The sequence below is a fragment of the Ruegeria sp. AD11(2025) genome, assembly GCF_056542405.1.
The window spans coordinates 150,162-169,053 of sequence record NZ_JBQFZU010000006.1 but is presented as its reverse complement, the minus strand read 5'-3'; the positions used below and the strand labels follow the sequence as shown (position 1 = coordinate 169,053).

Below are 18,892 nucleotides of genomic sequence, written 5' to 3'. Positions count from 1 at the left end.
GGTCTTTTTGGGCCACATTTCAGCGGCCGAAACCGATCCCCGCAGGCGCGTGTCCTTGCAGGTCGTATCTGTTTACCGAATAATGCTGTCACGAACCTGTCACGGTTCCTGCGTCCGGCTTTGGGAGGGGTCATGCGCGTTTTGATGATCGAGGATGCAGAGGATCTGGCCGAGGGTGTCGTGGCCCATCTGGCCCGCTCCGGCGTGGTGTGTGATCTGGCAACCACCGTGGAATCCGCCCGCGATTTCCGTGCGGTACAAAGCTATGATGCCATGCTGCTGGACATTAACTTGCCCGACGGGTCCGGCCTGAACTTCCTGGGCAAGATCCGAGCCTCGGGCGACCGCACCCCAGTGCTGATGCTGACCGCGCTGACCTCGGTCGAGGATCGCGTGGCCGCCTTGGACAAAGGCGCCGACGACTATCTGGGCAAACCATTCGATCAGCGCGAGTTGGAAGCGCGGCTGCGCGCCCTCGTCCGCCGGGACGCTAACCGCAAGAGCGAACAGATCACGCTGGGTCCACTGATCTACGCCCCCAAGGATCGCAGCGCCACGCTGGACGGAAAGCGCCTGAACCTGACCGCACGCGAGGCCGCCGTGCTGGACGAACTGATCCGGCACGAGGGGCAGTATCTATCGAAAACGCGGCTGTATGACTCGCTTTACGGGTTCGAAGACGCAGATGTAGGCGAGAACGCGATCGAGCTGTATATCGCGCGCCTGCGGAAGAAATTCACCGGCAGCACAGTCGGCATCACCACCCAGCGCGGAGTGGGCTATCGGATCGGTCTGGATGGCTAGACTGCTCATGCCCCACAGTCTGACCGCCCGTGTTCTAAGCGCGGTGATGCTGATCCTGATACTCGGCGGCTGCCTTGTGGCGCTGTCGATCTGGGCAAATGGACGATTGGCGGCGCGGCAGGCTTATGACCGCCTGCTGCTGGGCGCAGCCAGCGACATTGCAGAATCCGTGCGCATACAGGATGGCGAGCCGTTTGTGGATCTGCCGGTCTCGGCCTTTCAACTGCTGGCGCAGGCCCCGGATGACCGGATATTCTATGCGGTGCAGGTGCCCGGTGGTCCGTTCATCACCGGGCTGGACCGCGACACGGTGATCGAGGTACCACAGCAACCCGGCACCGCACCCTTCTACTTCACCGCCGACCTGAACGGAGAACCCGCGCGCTTTGTCCGTGTCGCCCGCCTGTTTGCCGAACGGGATTTCTCGGGCGAGGTCGAGGTGCTGGTCGGCCAGACCCTGCGCGCACGCCAGTCCATGACCGCCGGGCTGATGCGCGACGCGCTGCTGCCTATGGCCGTCGCGGGGATTTTGCTGCTGGTCATGTCGTGGTTTGTTACCCGTTCCGCCCTGCGCCCGCTCGAGGCGCTGTCCGAAGACCTCACCCGCCGCGATCCGCATGACCTCACACCGATGGCCAGCGCTGGGTTGCCGCGTGAGTTGCAGGTGATGCTGACCGCGATGAACCGGTTCATGGGGCGATTGGACCGGCAAGTGGAGACGATGCGCAACCTGATCGCCGACACCGCGCATCAACTGCGCACACCCGTCGCTGCGATCCGAGTACAGGCCGAGATCGCGCAGGACGACCCCGACCCCCCGGCCCGCGCGCGGGCATTGGATCGGTTGCTAAGACGCACGCGGTCACTGGGCACTTTGCTGGATCAGCTGCTGTCCCGCGCCATGGTGATCCACCGCATCGACAGCGCACCCCGCCGCCCCGTTGATCTGCGCGAGGTGGCGCTGGATGTGCTGGAACAGAGCGATCACGAACTGGTTGCGCCCGGCGTCGAGGTTCGGCTGGAAATCGGAGAAACCCCGGTGCTGGTGAATGCCGATGCATTTTCCCTTGGCGAGGCGGCCAAGAACCTGCTGGGCAACGCATTGCGGCACGGTGAACCGCCGGTCAGCATTGGCGCGAAGCAGGAGGGCAACCACGCCGTTCTGTGGGTCCGCGATCACGGCCCCGGCCCCGCCACGCCCATCGCCGATCACGTCGGAGATCGGTTCAACCGCACCACCGGCTCGGGCGAGGACAGCAGCGGGCTGGGCCTGTCCATCGTGAAATCTACCGCCGAGGCTTTTGGCGGCACGGTTGAGATGGTCCGCGACGAAACTGGATTTCGCGCGGCACTCATTTTTCCGGCCGCAAGGGGAATCGAATGATCCGCGTCCTGTTGTTCTGCCTTCTGTTTGCTCTGCCCGGCACTCTGCGCGCGCAGGAAGCCACGGCCAGCTTCGGCGGTGGAGACGACCCGATGCTGATCCGGTCAACCACCGATATCGCCATCATCGCTCCGGTTCTGGAACGATTCGTCGAGCTGAACCCCGACCTGGTGATCACCTACGAGCAATGGGGCTCGAACGCGCTGTTCCAGCACAGTCGCACCGTCTGCAAGGGCGGTCAGGCTCCCGCCGATGTGGTGTTTTCTTCGGCGATTCAGCAGATGGTGTGGCTGGTCAATTCCGCCTGTGCCCACCGCTACCGCTCGCCCCGGACCGAGGCGCTGCCGGACGCGCGGCGCTGGCGCGATGAGCTTTGGGGCATCACCACCGAACCCGCCGTCATCGCCTATAACAAAGTCCTCCTGGACGACCAGCACGTCCCTCGCAATCGCTTTGCCCTGCTGGACGCGATGCGCACGCAGCCCGAACTGCTGCGGGGCCGGGTGGCGACTTATGACATCGCCGCCTCGGGCCTTGGGTATTTGTTCGCCTATGGTGACAGCCTCGAGGCTACAACCTTTGGCTCTCTGATCGAGGGGTTTGCCCGCATCGATGCCGTGGCCACCTGCTGTTCGTCCGAGATTATTCGCGACGTGGCCGAGGGCCGGTTCCTTATCGCCTATAACGTTCTGGGATCCTATGTGGCCAATGCCCATGCGCCGGGCGTGGGAGTGATCCTGCCCGAAGACTACACGCTGGTCCTGTCCCGCGCCTTGATGATCCCGGCGCAGGCGGGCAACAAGGTCGCCGCAACCGGGTTTCTGGATTTTCTGCTGTCTCCCGAGGCGCAAAGCCTGCTGGCGGCCTCGGGCCTTGTTGCCCAGATGGATGCGGCCGAAACCGGCCTGACACCAAGCGCCCGCCGTTTTATTGCACTGTCCCCGGCGCTGCTGGTCGCACGGGACCAGAACCGCCGGGCAGAGCTGTTCAAACTGTGGAACGATGCCTTTGACGTGGAAACCGCGCGCTAGGCCTGTTTCTCGACCACCGGCTCTCCCTCGGCATTGACCGCCGGTTCGACATCGGGCCGGACAGGTTCCGCCTCCATCTCGATAACCTCGGGCTCGACTATCTCTTCGACTTCTTCGATTTCGGGCTCGGGTTCGGGCTCCTGTTTGTCCTCAAGCGCGCCGACAATCAGCGGCAGCATGTGAACGCCGGTGGCCGTTGCGATCTCGGGCGTTCGCGGGGTCTGCCAGCTGAGCGTGTCAAAGCTGTGGCAGTTCTGACAGACCGGGGCCCATTCGGCCTGAATGTCATGGCAGTTGTCGCAAACCCATTGCGGCCCGCGCGGCGCGTTCAGCGCCTTGGCCAACCAGCCCTGCACCACAGCGTCCGAGGCACCCTCGCCCCGTTCAATCGCCGCCATCAGGGTGTAAGCGCGCGCGTCGGCCTGTTTTTCCACCACATCTCCCAGCGCCCGGCGGGCTTCGGGGAAATCCTCGGCGACGATGTTCAACTCGGCCACGATCAGGCGGGTTTCCGGGTTTTCCGGGTGAATGCGGGTCAACGCCGTAAAGCGTTTGATCCGCGCCTCCGGCGTTTCATCCGGTGCAATCTCGGCAAAGGCATGGGCCAGATCGGGATGCGGATGCACCTCCCACGCCTTTTTCAGGATCTTGGTGGCGGCGCGCGGCTTGCCCTTTTTGATATAAGCGCGTGCGGCCATCGCGGCGGCCGGCACCAGATCGGGCGACAGGCGGTTGGCCTCAATCGCGTGTTCCTGCTGTTCTACGGTGGCACCCTCGGCCAGAATATCCTTGGCTTCGGACAAGGCCAGCACCGCATCGCGGCGCTTGAACACGTCGCGCGGCAGATGACCGGCCTTCAGCTTAGCGGTCAGGGTCGAACGCGCGCCGGTCCAGTCCTGCGATTTTGTCTGCAGACCCAGCAGGATATCCTGCGTCTCGGCATGGCGCGGTTTGATCGCCAGCGCCTTTTCGGCCAGCTTACGGGCGGTGTCATCATCGCCTTCGGCCAGTTTCTGTTTCATGATGCCGCGCACCCCGACAAAGCGGGTGGCGTTGTTGGTGACCAGCTTCTTGTAGGTATCTGACGCCTTTTTGGTATCGCCGTTCATTTCGGCCGCCTGCGCGACCAGAAGATTGGTCAATTCCGGCTTGTTCAGCAGCTTCTCGGCTTTGTACGCCTTGTTCATCGCCACGCGCCCCTCGCCCGAGGCCAGCGCCATCAAACCATCGGACAGCGCCTGATAGCCCCGCTTTTCGCGGCTGCGGTCGAAGTAACGCGACAGGGCGGTTTCATCCCCGTTGAGGAATTTCAGTGTCGCGATCAGCAGCGTCAGCAGTTTGAAGAACACCCATATCAAAACAACCAGCACGCCCAGCGCGATCACCGATTGCAGCGGCCCCAAGGTGAATTCCTGACCCCACGCCGTGATCTGCACGCCGCCACTGGTTTCCATCAGGAACATGGCGCCCATGGCCAGCAGGCCGATAATCGCTACAAAAACAAGGATCTTTAACAATGACCACAGCATGGCAGGTCCTTCAGTTCGAGTTTACGCTGGATTGCAGCGCATTTGCGGCATCCACGGCGGCCTCACGGGTCTGGGCCGCCTGTTCCCAACCGGCCAGTGCCGCCTTTGCCGCCTCGGGCAGGGATTTTAGTTCGCTCAACGCCGCAGCGACATCGCCGCCCGCCAGAGCAGCCTCGGCCCGCGACAGCACCGCGTCGGGGCTATCGCCCTCTTGCGGAGTGACCGAACGCGCGCCGGTCTGGCGTTGCAGAAACGCGAACAGACCCGTGGTCTTGTCCGCATCCCGCGCATCTGCAAGGGCAGTGCGGGCTGCGGGCGTGAAAGACTCCTGCAGCGCGGCCAGGGAGGCAACGCCTTCTTTTGCCGGGGCCGTCAGTGCCTCTGGTACGGTCACACCACCGGCTGCCAACTCGGCAACCAGACTTTCATAAGGCTGACCCGCGTCCAATTGGCTGTGCACCTGAGACAGGATCGATGCATTGGTTGCCGCCTGCGCCTTGGCAGCGGCCTGCGCCTCGAGCGCCTGCGCGTCCGAGACCATTTTCTCGACCTCGGCGCGTTGCGCGGCCAGCGAATCCTGCAGTTTCTTCAACTCGGCCTCAAAAGCGGCTGACACTTCGGGCGATGCACCTTGCGTCAGCGCACTGCTTTCCAGATCGCTCAGGCGGCCGGCCAGCGGGTCGATCTTCCCCGCAAGCCCGTCGAGGCCGGATTTCACCGCGTTTAGTTCCGCGCTGAGTGGCGTTATCTGATCTGTCAGGGCGGCGATTTTGCTGTCCACTTCCGAAGTGTCTGAACTGTCGGCCAGCGATTTCGTAAGTGCCTCGATCTGGCTGGACTGATCATTGAGTTTCGCCTCAAGCGCCGCTAGGCCATCAGATTCGCCTGACCCGAAAAATCCCGCGCTGCCTGCCGCAAAACCGATCCCGGCCGCAAGTACACCGCCAAGCAGGGCTGGCACAAAGCCGCCGCGTTTTTCCTGTTCAGGTTCGGCGGGTTTTTCTGCCACCGTCGCAAAGGGCTCTTCCGCAACCGGCTCGACGGCCGCTTCGGCTTCGGCTTCGGCTTCGGCTTCGGCTTCGGCTTCGGCTTCGGCTTCGGCTTCGGCTTCGGCTTCGGCTTCGGCTTCGGCTTCGGCTTCGGAAAGGACCTCTTCTACCGGCTCAGCCGCGTCAACAGACGCATCGTCCTGGGTGGAAACAGTTTCAACCGCTTCGTCCGACTTGGGGTCTTCCACTGGCTTTTGATCGGTTTTTTTCTTACGAGCCACCGCAACATTCCCCTTATCGAATCCAATTTCACATGAATAACAGGCCACTCTAGGTTAATCGGTGGTCTCGCTGCCCTCAACCCGCATCGCATGTTTCACAAGCTTTTTAACAGCTTTCTGCATTGTCTTCGGGGTCGGCTCCTTGGCGATCTTCAGGTGCGCATAGTCCAAGGAATAAAGGGGTTCCGCTGTCGCTTCGCTGATTGCGACGAGCCACAAGGGTGCCGTACCGGTCCAGATATCGGCAAATTGTCGCGCCGTTCTGGGTGAAAACAGGGGCGCAATCACCGGTGTATCTCCGCCGGCGGTCGCGGCAGCCTCGGGTGTCAGCGGTAACAGGCGCTGCAGATAGACGGGCTGTTCGCGCACGGTCAGACCCGACTCGGTCAGGCGGGTGGCTATATTGCCCCGGCTGTGCTCGCCGCGCAGATGCAACAGCGGACTGTCCGGCCGGTGTTTCAACAGATAGGCCACCAGTTCCTCGGCGGTTGTGCCGACCATCTGCGCGTCCCATCCGGCCACTTTTGCTGTACCGGTCGTCGCAGGACCGACACAGAAGGCGGGCATGCCCCGTGCCAGTCCAAGGGACACGGCGGCATTCACCGCATTGGCCGAGGTAAAGATCAACCCCTGAAAACCCTGCGTGTTCACTTTGATCGGCAGAGGTCTGATTTCGAGGATCGGGGAATAGATGACCTGGACCCGGGATCTGGTGCGGGTCGGCAGCTGCGCAACGAATCGTTCAGAGGCAGCGCGCGGGCGGGTCATCAGCAAATACAACAGTCGGCGCCTTCCGCCTTGGGATTGTTTGCGTCCGCGCAGGGTGATACCCCGCTTGGCAATCAAGGTGTAGCGGATCGAGCCAATGGTGCAAACACTTACCGTCCTCGGACTGGAAAGCAGCTGTGACGACACGGCCGCCGCCGTCGTGCGCCAATCCGACGGCGCCGGGGCTGAAGTGCTGTCATCCATCGTGCATGGACAGACCGAGTTGCACAGCACCTTTGGCGGTGTGGTCCCCGAGATCGCTGCCCGTGCCCATGCGGAAAAACTGGATATATGCGTGGTGCAGGCGCTTGAGGCCGCGGGTCTGACTTTGGCTGATATGGACGCCATAGCCGTGACCGCCGGGCCGGGCCTGATCGGCGGCGTTATGTCCGGCGTCATGTGCGCCAAGGGCTTGAGCGCCGCAACCGGCCTGCCGTTGATCGGGGTAAACCATCTGGCAGGCCACGCCCTGACGCCGCGCCTGACAGACGGGATCGCGTTCCCTTACCTGATGCTGCTGGTATCGGGCGGGCATTGCCAGTATTTGATCGCCCACGGGCCGGAGCAGTTCACCCGCCTGGGCGGCACCATTGACGATGCACCGGGCGAGGCCTTCGACAAAACCGCGCGCCTTCTAGGCCTGCCGCAACCCGGCGGTCCTTCGGTCGAGACCGAAGCGCGGTCTGGCGATCCCAAACGGTTCCGCTTTCCCCGGCCGCTGCTGGACCGACCCGGATGTGACCTCTCATTTTCCGGGCTCAAAACCGCGCTGATGCGGATGCGGGACCAGATCGTTGCCGAGAAGGGCGGCCTGACCCGTCAGGACCGCGCTGATCTGTGCGCCGGGTTCCAACAAGCCATCGTGGATACTCTGGCCGAGAAAACCCGCCGCGCAATGGATCGGTATCTGGAAGAAAACCCTTCAAACCCGGTGATTGCCGTTGCGGGCGGCGTGGCCGCTAACTCCGCCATTCGGGCCGCGTTAGAGATTGTTTGCAGCGAGAAAGGCGCGTGTTTTACCGCCCCGCCTCTCTCCCTATGCACTGACAACGCGGCCATGATCGCCTATGCCGGGTTGGAGCGGTTTCGCACGGGCGCCCGCGATGGTCTGGACCTGACGGCCCGGCCCCGCTGGCCCTTGGACCAAACCAGCCCCGCCATGTTGGGCAGCGGCAAGAAAGGCGCAAAGGCATGAGTGTTTCTGTTCTGGGATCAGGGGCTTTTGGAACGGCGTTGGCAATTTCGCTGGCAGGAAACGGGCCTGTAACCCTGTGGGCGCGGAATGCGGATCAGGCCAATCTGATGCAAACCACCCGCGAGAACGCTGCGCGGCTGCCCAATGTGAGTTTGCCTGAAGGTGTCTCGGTCACCTCTGATATCGCTAAGGCCGCTGACAGCCAGATGCTGCTTGTTTCGGTTCCCATGCAGAAATTGCGCGCAGCATTAACCGAACACGCTTCGGCGCTGGCTGGAAAAACGCTGGTCGCCTGCTGCAAGGGGATTGAATTGTCCACGGGCCTCGGGCCCATTTCCGTGATCCGAGAAACCATCCCGGACGCGCAACCCGCTCTTCTGACCGGGCCCAGCTTTGCCGATGACATCGCGCGAGGCCTACCCACGGCACTGACACTGGCCTGCGCCGATGACGCCCTGAGCCAGAACCTGCAGCACGAGCTGACCACGGCCAACCTGCGCCTTTATCGCACAACCGATGTCGTTGGGGCCGAACTGGGCGGCGCGTTGAAAAACGTCATGGCCATCGGGTGCGGGGCCACCATCGGGGCGGGCCTTGGTGACAGTGCCCGCGCCGCCCTGATGACCCGCGGGTTCGCCGAAATGCAGCGGTTCGCCCTGATGCGTGGTGCGCGACCCGATACGTTGATGGGCCTGTCAGGGTTGGGGGATCTGGTACTGACCTGCTCGTCCGAACTGTCCCGAAATTACCGTTTTGGCCTTAGTTTGGGCCTGAATCGCCCCTTTGACAGCCATACGACGGTCGAAGGTGTCGCCACGGCCCGCGCCATGTCCAAGATCGCCGCGAAAGAAGGGTTGGACATGCCTATCAGCGCCACGGTGGCAGACCTGAGCCACGGCGCCTACAGTGTGGCGCAAGCCATCGAAACCCTGCTCAACCGCCCCCTGAAGGAGGAATAACATGCTGATTGCTCTCATCGCCCGTGACAAGGACGGCGCCCTGCAAACCCGGCTGGACAACCGCGCCGCCCATTTGGCCTATATCGAGGAAACCGGTGTTGTTTCTCAGGCCGGTCCGTTGCTGGACGGAGACGCGATGATTGGCTCTCTGGTGATATTGGAGGTCGAAGGCATGTCGGCCGCCGAAACCTGGGCCGAAAACGATCCCTATGCCAAGGCGGGACTGTTCGATTCCGTCGACCTGATCCCCTGGAAGAAAGTGATCGGCTGATGGCGTACTGGCTGTTCAAATCCGAGCCGTCGACCTGGAGTTGGGACCAGCAGATTGCCAAAGGGGATGCGGGTGAAGAATGGGACGGCGTGCGTAACTATCAGGCGCGCAATTTCATGCGGCAGATGGCGGTTGGCGATCGCGGATTCTTTTACCACTCGCAAAAGGACAAGGCGATCGTCGGTATCGTCGAGGTCTGCGCCGAGGCCCATCCCGACAGCACCACCGAGGACGAGCGCTGGGATTGCGTGGACATCAAGGCGGTGCGACCGTTCACAACGCCGGTGACTCTGGACCAGATAAAAGCGGATGAGCGCCTGGCCGAGATGGTGCTGGTGAAGAATTCGCGCCTTTCGGTGCAACCGGTCAGCGAGGCCGAATGGCAGGTGATCTGTGCCTTGGGCGACACACAAGCGGACTGATCAAGAAAAAAAGGGAAGGCTCTGACGGATGCAGAACCTTCCCTACCCCCGCGTGCTCCCTACTCACCACACGCGTATGGAAATCTCTGGTTCTGACCGTCCTGGTCACACTTTGACTCTAGCCGGGTTTCAGCAGGCATTTCAAATACCAAGTGCCTAAAAAACAGCTCAAATACGAAACGCCCGCCGATGGGGAGGCGGGCGTTTCAGTTGAAAACGAACAGTTTAACCGTAGACGGCTTCTTTGCCGAAATGCTTGGTCAGCATGTAATAGACCACGGCGCGGTGCTTGTTGCGCTCGGACATGCCATAGGTTTCCAGCACTTTATTTATGGCTTCCATCAGTTCGGGCCCATCAGCCAAGCCCAGTTTCTTGATGAGGAAGTTGTTCTTGACCGTCTCAAGCTCGCCTTCTTGCGTGGCCGCAACGGTTGACGCGTCGGCGTCATAGATCGCCGGACCACAGCCGATGGTAACCTTGGTCAGCAGGTCCATATCAGCGTCCATCCCGCATTTGTCTTTCAGATCTGCAGCGTATTTGGCGATCAACTCGTCGCGTTTTCCCATTGTCATCTCCTGGTTCAATATTGGTTTCTGGCTACACCAGCGCCGCGAACACGGTAACGGGTGCGAAAAATAGCACAAAGGGAAAATTCTCCAGCATTCCCCCCTAAAATCACGCGGTACATCCTCGGCTTGATTTTCGCACGACATTATTTAACAATTAAGTTAAATAATGTTGCCACTTGGAATCAGGAGGACAAAATGCCCGTGTCGCTACCAAATGAGAGCCCGCAATACAGAGCTGCCCGAAACACCTTGCTGAAGGCAGAAACCGAACTAAGAGCCAGTGTCGAGAATGTCGCAAACCTGCGGCGCAGCCTTCCCAAAGGAGGGGAGGTTCCGCAGGACTATACTTTCAGATCAGAACGGGGTGAGACTGTAAAATTGTCTTCTCTGTTCGGTTCTCATGATACGCTGGCCGTCTACTCCCTCATGTACGGTCCGGAAGCACAGTCGCCCTGTCCCATGTGCTCAGCCTTCCTGGATGGGTTGAATGGGCAAGTGACGCATATTTCCCAGAATATTGCCTTTGCAGTAGTGGCTCAGAACACACCGGATAAACTGGTTGGTCTCAAAACCAAGATGGGATGGAGCGATCTGCCGCTCTATTCCGCACTTGGTACAGACTATCAGCACGACTATCTGGCCCAGGCTGAGGACGGAAGCCAATTACCGATCCTGAATATCTTTCAACGCGATCAAGGCAGTATCACTCATTTCTGGAGTTCTGAGCTGTTTTTTGAGCCCAGCGAATGGCATCCGCGGCATGTGGATGCGGCCTGGCCCCTGTGGAACATACTGGATTTCACTCCGCAGGGCCGAGGTGACTTCATACCATCGCTACGCTGACTGCAAAAGAAAACGGCGGCCAACCGGCCGCCGTTTCATTTCCGACAGAAACGGAAATCAGTAACGATAATGCTCGGGCTTGTACGGGCCTTCAGGCTTCACGCCGATGTAAGCGGCCTGCTCGTTGTCCATCTTGGTCAGTTTGACACCGATGCGGTCCAGATGCAGGCGGGCCACTTTCTCATCCAGATGCTTGGGCAGGATGTAGACCTTATTTTCGTACTCGTCACCCTTGGTGAACAGTTCGATCTGCGCCAGAACCTGGTTGGTGAACGAGGCCGACATCACAAAGGATGGGTGACCGGTGGCGTTGCCGAGGTTCAGCAGACGGCCTTCGGACAGCAGGATGATGCGGTTGCCCGAAGGCAGCTCGATCATGTCCACCTGTTCTTTGATGTTGGTCCACTTGTGATTCTTCAGGCTGGCCACCTGAATCTCGTTGTCAAAGTGGCCGATGTTGCCGACGATAGCCATGTCCTTCATCGCGCGCATATGGTCGATGCGGATCACGTCCTTGTTGCCGGTGGTGGTGATGAAGATATCCGCGCTGGCGACTTCGTCTTCCAGCAGGGTAACTTCGAACCCGTCCATCGCAGCCTGCAAGGCGCAGATCGGGTCAACTTCGGTCACTTTCACACGGGCACCAGCGCCGCGCAGCGATGCGGCCGAACCTTTGCCTACGTCGCCGTAGCCGCAAACCACTGCAACCTTGCCGGCCATCATGGTATCAGTGGCGCGGCGGATACCGTCGACCAGTGATTCTTTACAGCCGTATTTGTTGTCGAATTTCGACTTGGTGACCGAGTCGTTCACGTTAATTGCCGGGAACGGCAGGTGACCGTCTTTGACCAACTGATACAGGCGGTTCACGCCGGTGGTCGTTTCCTCGGACACGCCCTGAATCTGATCACGCATCTTGGTGAACCAGCCAGGGCTTGCTGCCATGCGCTTGGCGATCTGGGCCTTGATGACCTCTTCCTCTTCCGAACCGGGAACCGGGATGATGTCTTCACCCGCTTCGGCGCGTGCGCCCAGCAGGATGTACAGCGTCGCGTCGCCGCCATCGTCCAGAATCATGTTCGGGCCTTCGTCGAACAGGAAGGATTTGTCCAGGTAATCCCAGTGCTCTTCCAGCGTCTGGCCTTTGATGGCGAAGACGGGGATGCCTGCCTCGGCAATCGCGGCGGCGGCATGGTCCTGCGTCGAGAAAATGTTGCACGACGCCCAGCGCACATCCGCGCCCAGCGCAACCAGTGTTTCGATCAGCACAGCTGTCTGGATGGTCATGTGCAGCGAGCCGACGATCCGTGCGCCTTTCAGCGGCTTGCTCTCGCCATATTCCGCGCGCAGGGACATCAGACCTGGCATTTCGGTTTCAGCAATATCCAGCTCTTTGCGGCCGAACCCGGCCAATGAAATGTCTTTAACGATATAGTCCCCGGCCATCAGGTGCTCCATTGAGGTAAATCACGTTCCGGCTGCCCCTAGCATTCCTTGGGGCAGGTGGCAACGTTATTGGCCGGAAACGGGGTATTCCGCCGCTCAATTCAGCTGGGTTGACCCTTTAGCCTAATCTTCGGGATCGCTTCAAAAAAATCTGTGCCAACGGCGACAATACAACTAATGCCGTTCGCCTGGGTCACCAGAACCGTGTAGCTTCCGGTTTCCTTCGAGGTCCAGACCTCCATGATCGTCTGCGCACCGCGTGTTTTCTGCAATCCGCCAAAGACCAGCTCTTCTGAATAGCTGTCCTGCAGCTTGGCGATCACGTGCTCGCGCTGTGCACAACTTTGGGCAAATGCGGGTGGGGCAGTGGCGGCCATTCCAAAGGCCATGGTGATTCCAAACAGTCGCTTAAACATAGCTAGCTCCTTTCGATACGAGTTACGTTCCGAGAGGGGCACACCAGGAGGAGCATGCGCCCCCCTCAGCACAAATGTCGGTATCACCACGCGCTGGTTCAAAGCACGTCCGGTCAAGAAAAAGTTGGCAGCTGGTGATCTCGACAGGTACATCATAACACAAAAGCGCGAAACTAACGTGTCCAACTTCACATGGTATGGCAGAATGGCAACACAACCTAGGGCATGGCAGAGAATGCTGTCGGGGCGCAGGCTGGACCTGCTGGACCCGACACCTGTGGACATCGAAATCGAAGATATCGCCCACGGACTGGCCTTTGTAGCCCGTTGGAACGGCCAAACCGCTGGCGATTTCGCCTATTCCGTGGCCGAACATTCCCTGCTGGTCGAAGAGCTTTTTGGCCGGATTGCCCCCAAAACACCGGTGAAATGGCGGCTCGCGGCCTTGTTACATGATGCGCCGGAATATGTGATCGGAGATATGATCTCACCGGTGAAATCCGCCGTCGGCCCCGATTACGGCGCGCTGGATGACCGGTTGGCGGCTGCAATCCACATCCGCTTTGGCCTGCCCGCTGCAGTGCCGAAAACGGTGAAACGTCAGATCAAAAAGGCCGACAAGATCAGCGCCTGGATGGAAGCCACCCAAATCGCGGGGTTCTCCGAGGCTGAAGCGACGAAGTTCTTCGGTCGCCCGGATCGGGCGGTGATGGAGGGTTTAAGGATAACGCTTAGGCCTCCAGTTGAGGTACGAGAGGCGTATATGGCACGGCATGAGGCGTTGATATCCTTGCTATAGTATACAAACCAGTTCCAATGTCGGCTCTCCTCCCATAGTGGGCTATGTTTTCAAGCCCGGTACTAGACATTAAAGATGCAACTTACGCTTCTGCTCATTCAGGTGTCTTCTCAATCGCGGAACGAGGAACCGGCGAAATCTTGCCTTGGAATAGTCGGGCCTCTTTTCACAACCCGTAAAGTCACCGTACAACCCCATTTGTCTTGCAACGGGCAATAGAGCTTCTTGAAAAACAGCGTACGCAAAACGAACACGCGCTGGCCGCGCTTGTCCGGCTCCGCCCGAACCGCAATTGCGTTGGGGCTTTTTGGTCTGGTCTCTGCCTGCACCGATAGCCCAACCAATGCGGAACTCGATCCTGTACGCCAATCGATGGCATTGCGCGAGGTCTCGCAAAAACAGGCCAGGGGGCAAAGGGTATGGTGTGTTCCCTACGCACGTAGCCTCAGCGGTATCGAAATTCGCGGCAACGCAAAGGACTGGTGGGGTAAGGCGCGCAGTACTTTTGATCGAGGCAGTGAGCCGGTTGTGGGCGCGGTCATGTCGTTTCGGGCGACCCACGGGATGCCGCTTGGCCATGTGGCTGTCGTGTCCAATGTTGTCACCGACCGGGAAGTCATTGTGAACCACGCCAACTGGCACCGAAACAAGGTGTCCTTGAAAATGGGGGTCAAGGACGTATCCAAACACAATGACTGGACGCTGGTTCGGGTCGAAAGCCTTCCGGGTCAGTATGGCAGCTTGTACCCAGTGAACGGGTTCATCTATCCGAACTCTGACAAGAAGACTAAATGAATATCCTCTGAACAGAAACCTGTTCAGATCGAACCCAATATACTGCTCACTATCGCGGGCTACGCTTCGCCAAAATCCGCTGCAATGTCCGACGGTGCATGTTCAAACGCCGCGCGGTCTCAGAGACGTTCCGGTCACACAGCTCATAGACACGCTGGATATGCTCCCAGCGTACACGGTCCGCGCTCATGGGGTTTTCCGGCGGCGGGGGCAGTTCGTCGCCCTTGGCCAGCAATGCGCTGGTGATGTCGGTGGCGTCGGCGGGCTTTGACAGGTAATCGGTCGCGCCGATCTTTACCGCTGCCACTGCGGTGGCAATCGCGCCGTATCCGGTCAGAACCACTACCCGGCTGTCGGGGCGCTTTTCGCGCAGCACTTCAACCACATCCAGACCGTTGCCATCCTCCAACCGAAGGTCGACGACCGCGTAAGCTGGTGGACGGGCGGTGGATATTGCGCGGCCTGCGGCGACGGAGCCTGCGGTTTCAACTTCGAACCCGCGCTTTTCCATCGCTTTGGCAAGACGTCTCAGAAACGGCTCGTCATCATCCACCAGAAGCAGGGATTTATCGGGGCCGATATCGAGGTCAGAGCTGTCCGCCATATTCTGTTCTTTCCGCTATTTCACGCCTTTGGCTTAAACATGAGTAATAGCAGCGCCATTTCAAAGGTCAAACGCATCAGAGCTTGTCCAGAAAACATCCAACCTTGTCGGCCATCTGCTCGGCGGTGTCGTCGCGGTTGAAAAACTCGAGGAAACCGTGCTCGGGCGTCACCAGGTAGGTAAAGGTGGAATGGTCGACCAGGTAGTATTCGTCGCTCTTGTCATGTGCCCGGTAATAGGTCTTGTAGGCTTGGCTGGCGGCTTTGACCTGCTCGGGCGATCCGGTCAGTGCGATGGTCTTGCCGCCAAGGTTGAAGGCAAAGTCATCTACCACCGGCGGCGTGTCACGATCCGGGTCGATCGAAATAAACAGCGGCGTCACCGATTGGCCACGCTCGGCCAGAATATCGACGGCCTCGGCGTTGCGCGACATGTCGAACGGGCAGATATCGGGGCAAAACGTATAGCCGAAATAGACCAATGTCGGTTCGGTGATCACGTCCTTGTCGGTGACCGTTTCACCCTTGCCGTTGACCAGCTCGAACGGGCCGCCAATTGCAGCAGTACCGCCCGCGATCTGCGCCGAACGGCATTGTGCGAACTGATCGTTCGATCCCGCCCCTCGCGTCAGCAGCCACATGGCGCCCAGACCGACGGCCAGAACAACGGTTGCAAGGATGGCGTAAAGACGGATCATGGCATCAATCCTGGGATGAGAGGGGTTGTTGATCGTTTCGACGCGGACACCTATCAAGATGATCAGCCGATGCAACAGGACATAATAGACCGATGGCAATTTCCAACATCACATTATGGCGCAGTCAGGAACGCAGTAGCTGGATCCGCCTGCGCACGCTGATCCTGCTGCGCTGGGTGGCCATCATCGGTCAGTTTACCGCCATCACTGTTGCGCAGCAGTATTTTCAGGTGCAGCTGGAGTTGGCGCTTTGCTATCTGGCTATCGGTATTTCGGTCATGGGCAACACGACCGCCATTCTGCTGTTCCCGAAAAACAAGCGCCTGACCGAATTCGAAAACTTTCTGATGGTGTTGTTCGACCTGTCGCAACTGGCGATCCTGTTGTACCTGACCGGCGGCCTGAACAACCCCTTTGCCCTGTTGCTGTTGGGACCAGTGACAATCTCGGCCAATGTTATGAGCACGCGTTCAACTCTGATTGTTGGTACAGTGGCAATCGTGTTGACCAGCTTACTGGCTGAGTTTCACCTTCCATTGCGCACCGAACAGGGTCTCATACTGCAGATTCCGGATATGCTTCTGTTCGGCAACTGGGCGGCGGTTGTCATCGCGATCGTGTTCATCGGGGCCTATTCTCACCGCGTCAGCGCTGAGGTGCAATCGATGTCCGAGGCGCTGGCCGCCACGCATATGGCCCTGGCGCGTGAGCAGAAACTGACCGATCTGGGCGGCGTGGTCGCAGCAGCAGCTCATGAGCTGGGCACGCCGCTGGCCACCATCAAACTGGCCAGTTCCGAACTGATCGAAGAACTGGATGACCGCCCCGACCTGAAGGACGACGCCGCTCTGATCCGCGAACAGGCCAACCGCTGCCGTGATATCCTGCGCGATATGGGCCGGGCTGGCAAAGACGACTTGCATCTGCGGCAGGCACCCCTGTCCACCGTGGTGCATGAGGCCGCCGAGCCGCACCTTCATCGGGGCAAGACCGTGCACTTTTCCGAAGGTCCGGCCGGGGATGGCGATGTGCAACAACCCTCGATCCTGCGTAAGCCCGAGATCATTCACGGGCTGCGCAACCTTATCCAGAACGCGGTGGACTTTTCCCGCGCAAACGTCTGGGTCGAGGCCGAATGGAGCACGGATCAGATCACCGTTAACATCATGGATGACGGGCGCGGGTATCCATCGCAGATGATTGGCCGGATCGGAGACCCTTTCATGCGCCGCCGCCGGGTCGAGAACGATCAAAGAACCCGCCCGGAATATGAGGGCATGGGGCTGGGCCTGTTCATCGCCAAGACCCTGCTGGAACGCAGCGGCGCCGAGCTGGATTTTGCAAACGGCGCGGACCCATACCAAACCCTATGTGACAATCCCGAGCGCCGAGGCGCGATTGTTCGTGTGTCGTGGCCGCGCAATATGGTGGATGCCCAGACTGGCGACACCCCCGTTCCGTCGGGTGAGAACCAGCAAATCCAGGTCTGAGTTAAGACCCCGTTAACCATTAACACGCATAGTTTCTTCGGTATAAGTTCCGGAGGTCGCATGGTCGACTGGATCATTTTGGCCGCGATCAGTCTGGTGTCTGCCAGCCTGGCCGTACAATGGCTTCTGCCCCGCCGACGGCACAAGGGTGACAATTTCGGATTGTCCACGCCCGCATCGCTGTATGATGCGGTGTTTCTGTTCGACGGCAACCGCCTGATCAGCCATTCCGATATCGCGCTCGAAGGGTTCGAAGCCGTCCGCGACTGGCCCGACCTGCGCCGCCTGTTAAAGCGGGATTTTCCCAGCTTTCCCGAAACCCCCGACCAAATTCGTCATCAGGGCTCGCTGGTCATTCCCCCGATCGACTGCACCGTCGAGCGGGACATTCTGTGCGAATGGGTTGACGGCATCGTCCGCGTTCAGCTTCGCGACAGCGCCGAACGCCCCACCCTGGTCCAGCGCGATGCGCAGGATCCGATCCGTCTGGCGATGGAGCACGCTCCGTATCCTGTCTGGCTGCTGGATCATCAAGGCAATGTCCGTTGGTGCAATGCTGCCTATGTCACATTGGTCAGAAAGGTCCGTGGTCCCGACACCGACCTGACCGCGCCGCTGTTTCCCGGCGCGGACGGGGATGCGCGGTTGGGTGCAAAAACCCGCATCTCTATCTCGTCCGAGAGCAGTGAGAACAAGCTGTGGTTTGACCTGACGCTGGTCGATCACCCCGAAGGCCACCTGTGCTATGCCGTTGATATCAATGCCATTGTTGCCGCTGAAACCGCCCAGCGCAAATTCGTTCAGACCATGACGAAAACCTTTGCCCAGCTATCTATCGGGCTGGCGATTTTCGACCGCAACCGGCAACTGGCGCTGTTCAACCCGGCGCTGATTGACCTGACCACCCTGCCCCCGGACTTCCTCAGTTGCCGCCCCAGCCTGTCCAGCTTTTTCGACCGGCTGCGCGATCAGCACATGATGCCGGAACCCAAGAATTACCGCAGTTGGCGCAGCCAGATGAATGATCTGCTCGAGGCCGCCGAGGACGGGAATTATCAGGAAACCTGGTCGCTGCCTTCAGGATCGGTCTATTCGGTCAGCGGGCGCCCGCATCCCGACGGTGCGGTGGCGTTCCTGTTCGAAGATATCACCGCCGAGATTACCCTGACCCGCCGGTTCCGCTCGGAAATGGACCTGATGCAATCGGTGCTGGACAAGCTGGCCGATGCAATCGCGGTGTTCGGCGATGACGGAACGCTGGCCTTCACCAACCGCGCCTATCAAGAATTGTGGGGGGCTTCTGATGAGACCGGGTTCGAACCGGATTCCGTGCTGGACGTGACCCGTAGCTGGCAGGACCAATGTGCCGCCACACCGCTGCTGGGTGAGGTTCGCGACTTTGTCGGGATGCGCGACAAACGCGCCGAATGGTCGGGTGAGATACGTATGCGCAACGGCACCGATCTGACCTGTGTCGTCAGCCCGATGCAGAACGGCGCAACGATTGTCCGGTTCGTGGTGGAGGAGCTTGCGACAACACAGCCTATCCGCCAAATCAGCGCCTGAACCGGGTTGCAGCCGACAGGGCCTGAGGTCATT

General features: G+C 59.9%; 20 protein-coding genes. 12 read left to right on the top strand and 8 right to left on the bottom strand.

Features of this window, described 5'->3' with window-relative positions:
* Window positions 1-132 precede the first annotated feature (132 nt).
* From ACR1XY_RS08310 to ACR1XY_RS08300, 3 genes are read left to right on the top strand one after another with little or no spacing between them, the layout of a single operon-like run.
* Entirely contained in the window at window positions 133-804 is a 672-nt protein-coding gene (locus ACR1XY_RS08310; RefSeq protein WP_480592061.1) for a response regulator transcription factor, read from the top strand.
* Complete coding sequence (locus ACR1XY_RS08305; RefSeq protein WP_480592059.1) at window positions 797-2,188, top strand: sensor histidine kinase N-terminal domain-containing protein; 1,392 nt, start codon at window positions 797-799, stop codon at window positions 2,186-2,188. Before ACR1XY_RS08310 ends, ACR1XY_RS08305 begins: the two co-directional genes overlap by 8 nt.
* Window positions 2,185-3,219 (top strand): ABC transporter substrate-binding protein, encoded by a 1,035-nt coding sequence (locus tag ACR1XY_RS08300; protein ID WP_480592058.1) that lies wholly within the window; start codon window positions 2,185-2,187, stop codon window positions 3,217-3,219. The genes ACR1XY_RS08305 and ACR1XY_RS08300 overlap by 4 nt, the downstream gene beginning before the upstream one ends.
* Here ACR1XY_RS08300 and ACR1XY_RS08295 read toward each other — a convergent pair.
* Genes ACR1XY_RS08295 through ACR1XY_RS08285 form a run of 3 tightly spaced genes read right to left on the bottom strand, consistent with a single transcriptional unit; the run spans window position 3,216 to window position 6,798 of the window.
* Window positions 3,216-4,748, bottom strand: coding sequence for a heme biosynthesis HemY N-terminal domain-containing protein (locus ACR1XY_RS08295; RefSeq protein WP_480592056.1), 1,533 nt, complete (start codon window positions 4,746-4,748; stop codon window positions 3,216-3,218). The genes ACR1XY_RS08300 and ACR1XY_RS08295 overlap by 4 nt on opposite strands.
* A gap of 10 nt (window positions 4,749-4,758) precedes the next feature.
* Window positions 4,759-6,018: a COG4223 family protein gene (locus ACR1XY_RS08290; RefSeq protein WP_480592055.1), complete on the bottom strand. Its 1,260-nt coding sequence runs from the start codon at window positions 6,016-6,018 to the stop codon at window positions 4,759-4,761.
* Between the two features lie 54 nt (window positions 6,019-6,072).
* Window positions 6,073-6,798, bottom strand: a complete 726-nt coding sequence (locus ACR1XY_RS08285; RefSeq protein ID WP_480592052.1) for a uroporphyrinogen-III synthase — start codon at window positions 6,796-6,798, stop codon at window positions 6,073-6,075.
* Between the two features lie 85 nt (window positions 6,799-6,883).
* Here ACR1XY_RS08285 and tsaD point away from each other — a divergent pair, with 85 nt between their 5' ends.
* Genes tsaD through ACR1XY_RS08265 form a run of 4 tightly spaced genes read left to right on the top strand, consistent with a single transcriptional unit; the run spans window position 6,884 to window position 9,633 of the window.
* Window positions 6,884-7,981, top strand: coding sequence for a tRNA (adenosine(37)-N6)-threonylcarbamoyltransferase complex transferase subunit TsaD (gene tsaD / locus ACR1XY_RS08280; protein ID WP_480592049.1), 1,098 nt, complete (start codon window positions 6,884-6,886; stop codon window positions 7,979-7,981).
* Entirely contained in the window at window positions 7,978-8,940 is a 963-nt protein-coding gene (locus ACR1XY_RS08275; protein ID WP_480592047.1) for an NAD(P)H-dependent glycerol-3-phosphate dehydrogenase, read from the top strand. Before tsaD ends, ACR1XY_RS08275 begins: the two co-directional genes overlap by 4 nt.
* Before the next feature lies 1 nt (window position 8,941).
* The gene (locus ACR1XY_RS08270; RefSeq protein WP_480592044.1) at window positions 8,942-9,211 is read left to right on the top strand and encodes a YciI family protein; all 270 of its coding nucleotides are present in this window, start codon (window positions 8,942-8,944) and stop codon (window positions 9,209-9,211) included.
* The gene (locus tag ACR1XY_RS08265; protein WP_480592042.1) at window positions 9,211-9,633 is read left to right on the top strand and encodes an EVE domain-containing protein; all 423 of its coding nucleotides are present in this window, start codon (window positions 9,211-9,213) and stop codon (window positions 9,631-9,633) included. Before ACR1XY_RS08270 ends, ACR1XY_RS08265 begins: the two co-directional genes overlap by 1 nt.
* 225 nt (window positions 9,634-9,858) lie before the next feature.
* Here ACR1XY_RS08265 and ACR1XY_RS08260 read toward each other — a convergent pair whose 3' ends face one another.
* Window positions 9,859-10,200, bottom strand: a complete 342-nt coding sequence (locus tag ACR1XY_RS08260; protein WP_480592040.1) for a DUF2853 family protein — start codon at window positions 10,198-10,200, stop codon at window positions 9,859-9,861.
* Window positions 10,201-10,398: 198 nt separating this feature from the next.
* Between ACR1XY_RS08260 and ACR1XY_RS08255 the strand changes: the two genes are divergently transcribed.
* The gene (locus ACR1XY_RS08255) at window positions 10,399-11,046 is read left to right on the top strand and encodes a DUF899 family protein (RefSeq protein WP_480592038.1); all 648 of its coding nucleotides are present in this window, start codon (window positions 10,399-10,401) and stop codon (window positions 11,044-11,046) included.
* Window positions 11,047-11,103: 57 nt separating this feature from the next.
* On the opposite strand, the gene ahcY is transcribed toward ACR1XY_RS08255, so the two are convergent.
* Together ahcY and ACR1XY_RS08245 are read right to left on the bottom strand one after the other, a co-directional pair.
* A complete protein-coding gene (gene ahcY, locus ACR1XY_RS08250; RefSeq protein ID WP_480592033.1) occupies window positions 11,104-12,492 on the bottom strand; it encodes an adenosylhomocysteinase in 1,389 nt (462 codons plus the stop codon).
* Window positions 12,493-12,593: 101 nt separating this feature from the next.
* Window positions 12,594-12,908 (bottom strand): hypothetical protein, encoded by a 315-nt coding sequence (locus ACR1XY_RS08245; protein WP_480592031.1) that lies wholly within the window; start codon window positions 12,906-12,908, stop codon window positions 12,594-12,596.
* A 205-nt stretch (window positions 12,909-13,113) separates the two neighbouring features.
* Here ACR1XY_RS08245 and ACR1XY_RS08240 point away from each other — a divergent pair, with 205 nt between their 5' ends.
* Both ACR1XY_RS08240 and ACR1XY_RS08235 read left to right on the top strand, forming a co-directional pair.
* On the top strand, window positions 13,114-13,707 hold the full coding sequence (locus tag ACR1XY_RS08240) for an HD domain-containing protein (RefSeq protein ID WP_480592029.1): 594 nt from the start codon (window positions 13,114-13,116) through the stop codon (window positions 13,705-13,707).
* Between the two features lie 225 nt (window positions 13,708-13,932).
* The gene (locus tag ACR1XY_RS08235; RefSeq protein WP_480592027.1) at window positions 13,933-14,502 is read left to right on the top strand and encodes a CHAP domain-containing protein; all 570 of its coding nucleotides are present in this window, start codon (window positions 13,933-13,935) and stop codon (window positions 14,500-14,502) included.
* A gap of 49 nt (window positions 14,503-14,551) precedes the next feature.
* Here ACR1XY_RS08235 and ACR1XY_RS08230 read toward each other — a convergent pair whose 3' ends face one another.
* Window positions 14,552-15,106: an ActR/PrrA/RegA family redox response regulator transcription factor gene (locus ACR1XY_RS08230; protein WP_058283361.1), complete on the bottom strand. Its 555-nt coding sequence runs from the start codon at window positions 15,104-15,106 to the stop codon at window positions 14,552-14,554.
* 76 nt (window positions 15,107-15,182) lie between these two features.
* Entirely contained in the window at window positions 15,183-15,803 is a 621-nt protein-coding gene (locus ACR1XY_RS08225) for an SCO family protein (protein WP_480592025.1), read from the bottom strand.
* Between the two features lie 92 nt (window positions 15,804-15,895).
* Here ACR1XY_RS08225 and regB point away from each other — a divergent pair, with 92 nt between their 5' ends.
* Both regB and ACR1XY_RS08215 read left to right on the top strand, forming a co-directional pair.
* A complete protein-coding gene (gene regB, locus ACR1XY_RS08220) occupies window positions 15,896-17,293 on the top strand; it encodes a sensor histidine kinase RegB (RefSeq protein WP_480592023.1) in 1,398 nt (465 codons plus the stop codon).
* 60 nt (window positions 17,294-17,353) lie between these two features.
* Window positions 17,354-18,859 carry a PAS-domain containing protein gene (locus ACR1XY_RS08215; protein ID WP_480592022.1) on the top strand — a complete coding sequence of 502 codons (1,506 nt, stop codon included), beginning with the start codon at window positions 17,354-17,356 and terminating at the stop codon, window positions 18,857-18,859.
* Window positions 18,860-18,892: the final 33 nt, after the last annotated feature.

Bases quoted from the DNA above. Each gene is read 5' to 3' on its own strand.
- ACR1XY_RS08310 (WP_480592061.1), top strand. From the start codon at position 133: ATGCGCGTTTTGATGATCGAGGATGCAGAGGATCTGGCCGAGGGTGTC.
- ACR1XY_RS08305 (WP_480592059.1), top strand. From the start codon at position 797: ATGGCTAGACTGCTCATGCCCCACAGTCTGACCGCCCGTGTTCTAAGC.
- ACR1XY_RS08300 (WP_480592058.1), top strand. From the start codon at position 2,185: ATGATCCGCGTCCTGTTGTTCTGCCTTCTGTTTGCTCTGCCCGGCACT.
- ACR1XY_RS08295 (WP_480592056.1), bottom strand. From the start codon at position 4,748: ATGCTGTGGTCATTGTTAAAGATCCTTGTTTTTGTAGCGATTATCGGC.
- tsaD (WP_480592049.1), top strand. From the start codon at position 6,884: ATGGTGCAAACACTTACCGTCCTCGGACTGGAAAGCAGCTGTGACGAC.
- ACR1XY_RS08275 (WP_480592047.1), top strand. From the start codon at position 7,978: ATGAGTGTTTCTGTTCTGGGATCAGGGGCTTTTGGAACGGCGTTGGCA.
- ACR1XY_RS08270 (WP_480592044.1), top strand. From the start codon at position 8,942: ATGCTGATTGCTCTCATCGCCCGTGACAAGGACGGCGCCCTGCAAACC.
- ACR1XY_RS08265 (WP_480592042.1), top strand. From the start codon at position 9,211: ATGGCGTACTGGCTGTTCAAATCCGAGCCGTCGACCTGGAGTTGGGAC.
- ACR1XY_RS08260 (WP_480592040.1), bottom strand. From the start codon at position 10,200: ATGGGAAAACGCGACGAGTTGATCGCCAAATACGCTGCAGATCTGAAA.
- ACR1XY_RS08255 (WP_480592038.1), top strand. From the start codon at position 10,399: ATGCCCGTGTCGCTACCAAATGAGAGCCCGCAATACAGAGCTGCCCGA.
- ahcY (WP_480592033.1), bottom strand. From the start codon at position 12,492: ATGGCCGGGGACTATATCGTTAAAGACATTTCATTGGCCGGGTTCGGC.
- ACR1XY_RS08245 (WP_480592031.1), bottom strand. From the start codon at position 12,908: ATGTTTAAGCGACTGTTTGGAATCACCATGGCCTTTGGAATGGCCGCC.
- ACR1XY_RS08240 (WP_480592029.1), top strand. From the start codon at position 13,114: ATGGCAACACAACCTAGGGCATGGCAGAGAATGCTGTCGGGGCGCAGG.
- ACR1XY_RS08230 (WP_058283361.1), bottom strand. From the start codon at position 15,106: ATGGCGGACAGCTCTGACCTCGATATCGGCCCCGATAAATCCCTGCTT.
- ACR1XY_RS08225 (WP_480592025.1), bottom strand. From the start codon at position 15,803: ATGATCCGTCTTTACGCCATCCTTGCAACCGTTGTTCTGGCCGTCGGT.
- regB (WP_480592023.1), top strand. From the start codon at position 15,896: ATGGCAATTTCCAACATCACATTATGGCGCAGTCAGGAACGCAGTAGC.
- ACR1XY_RS08215 (WP_480592022.1), top strand. From the start codon at position 17,354: ATGGTCGACTGGATCATTTTGGCCGCGATCAGTCTGGTGTCTGCCAGC.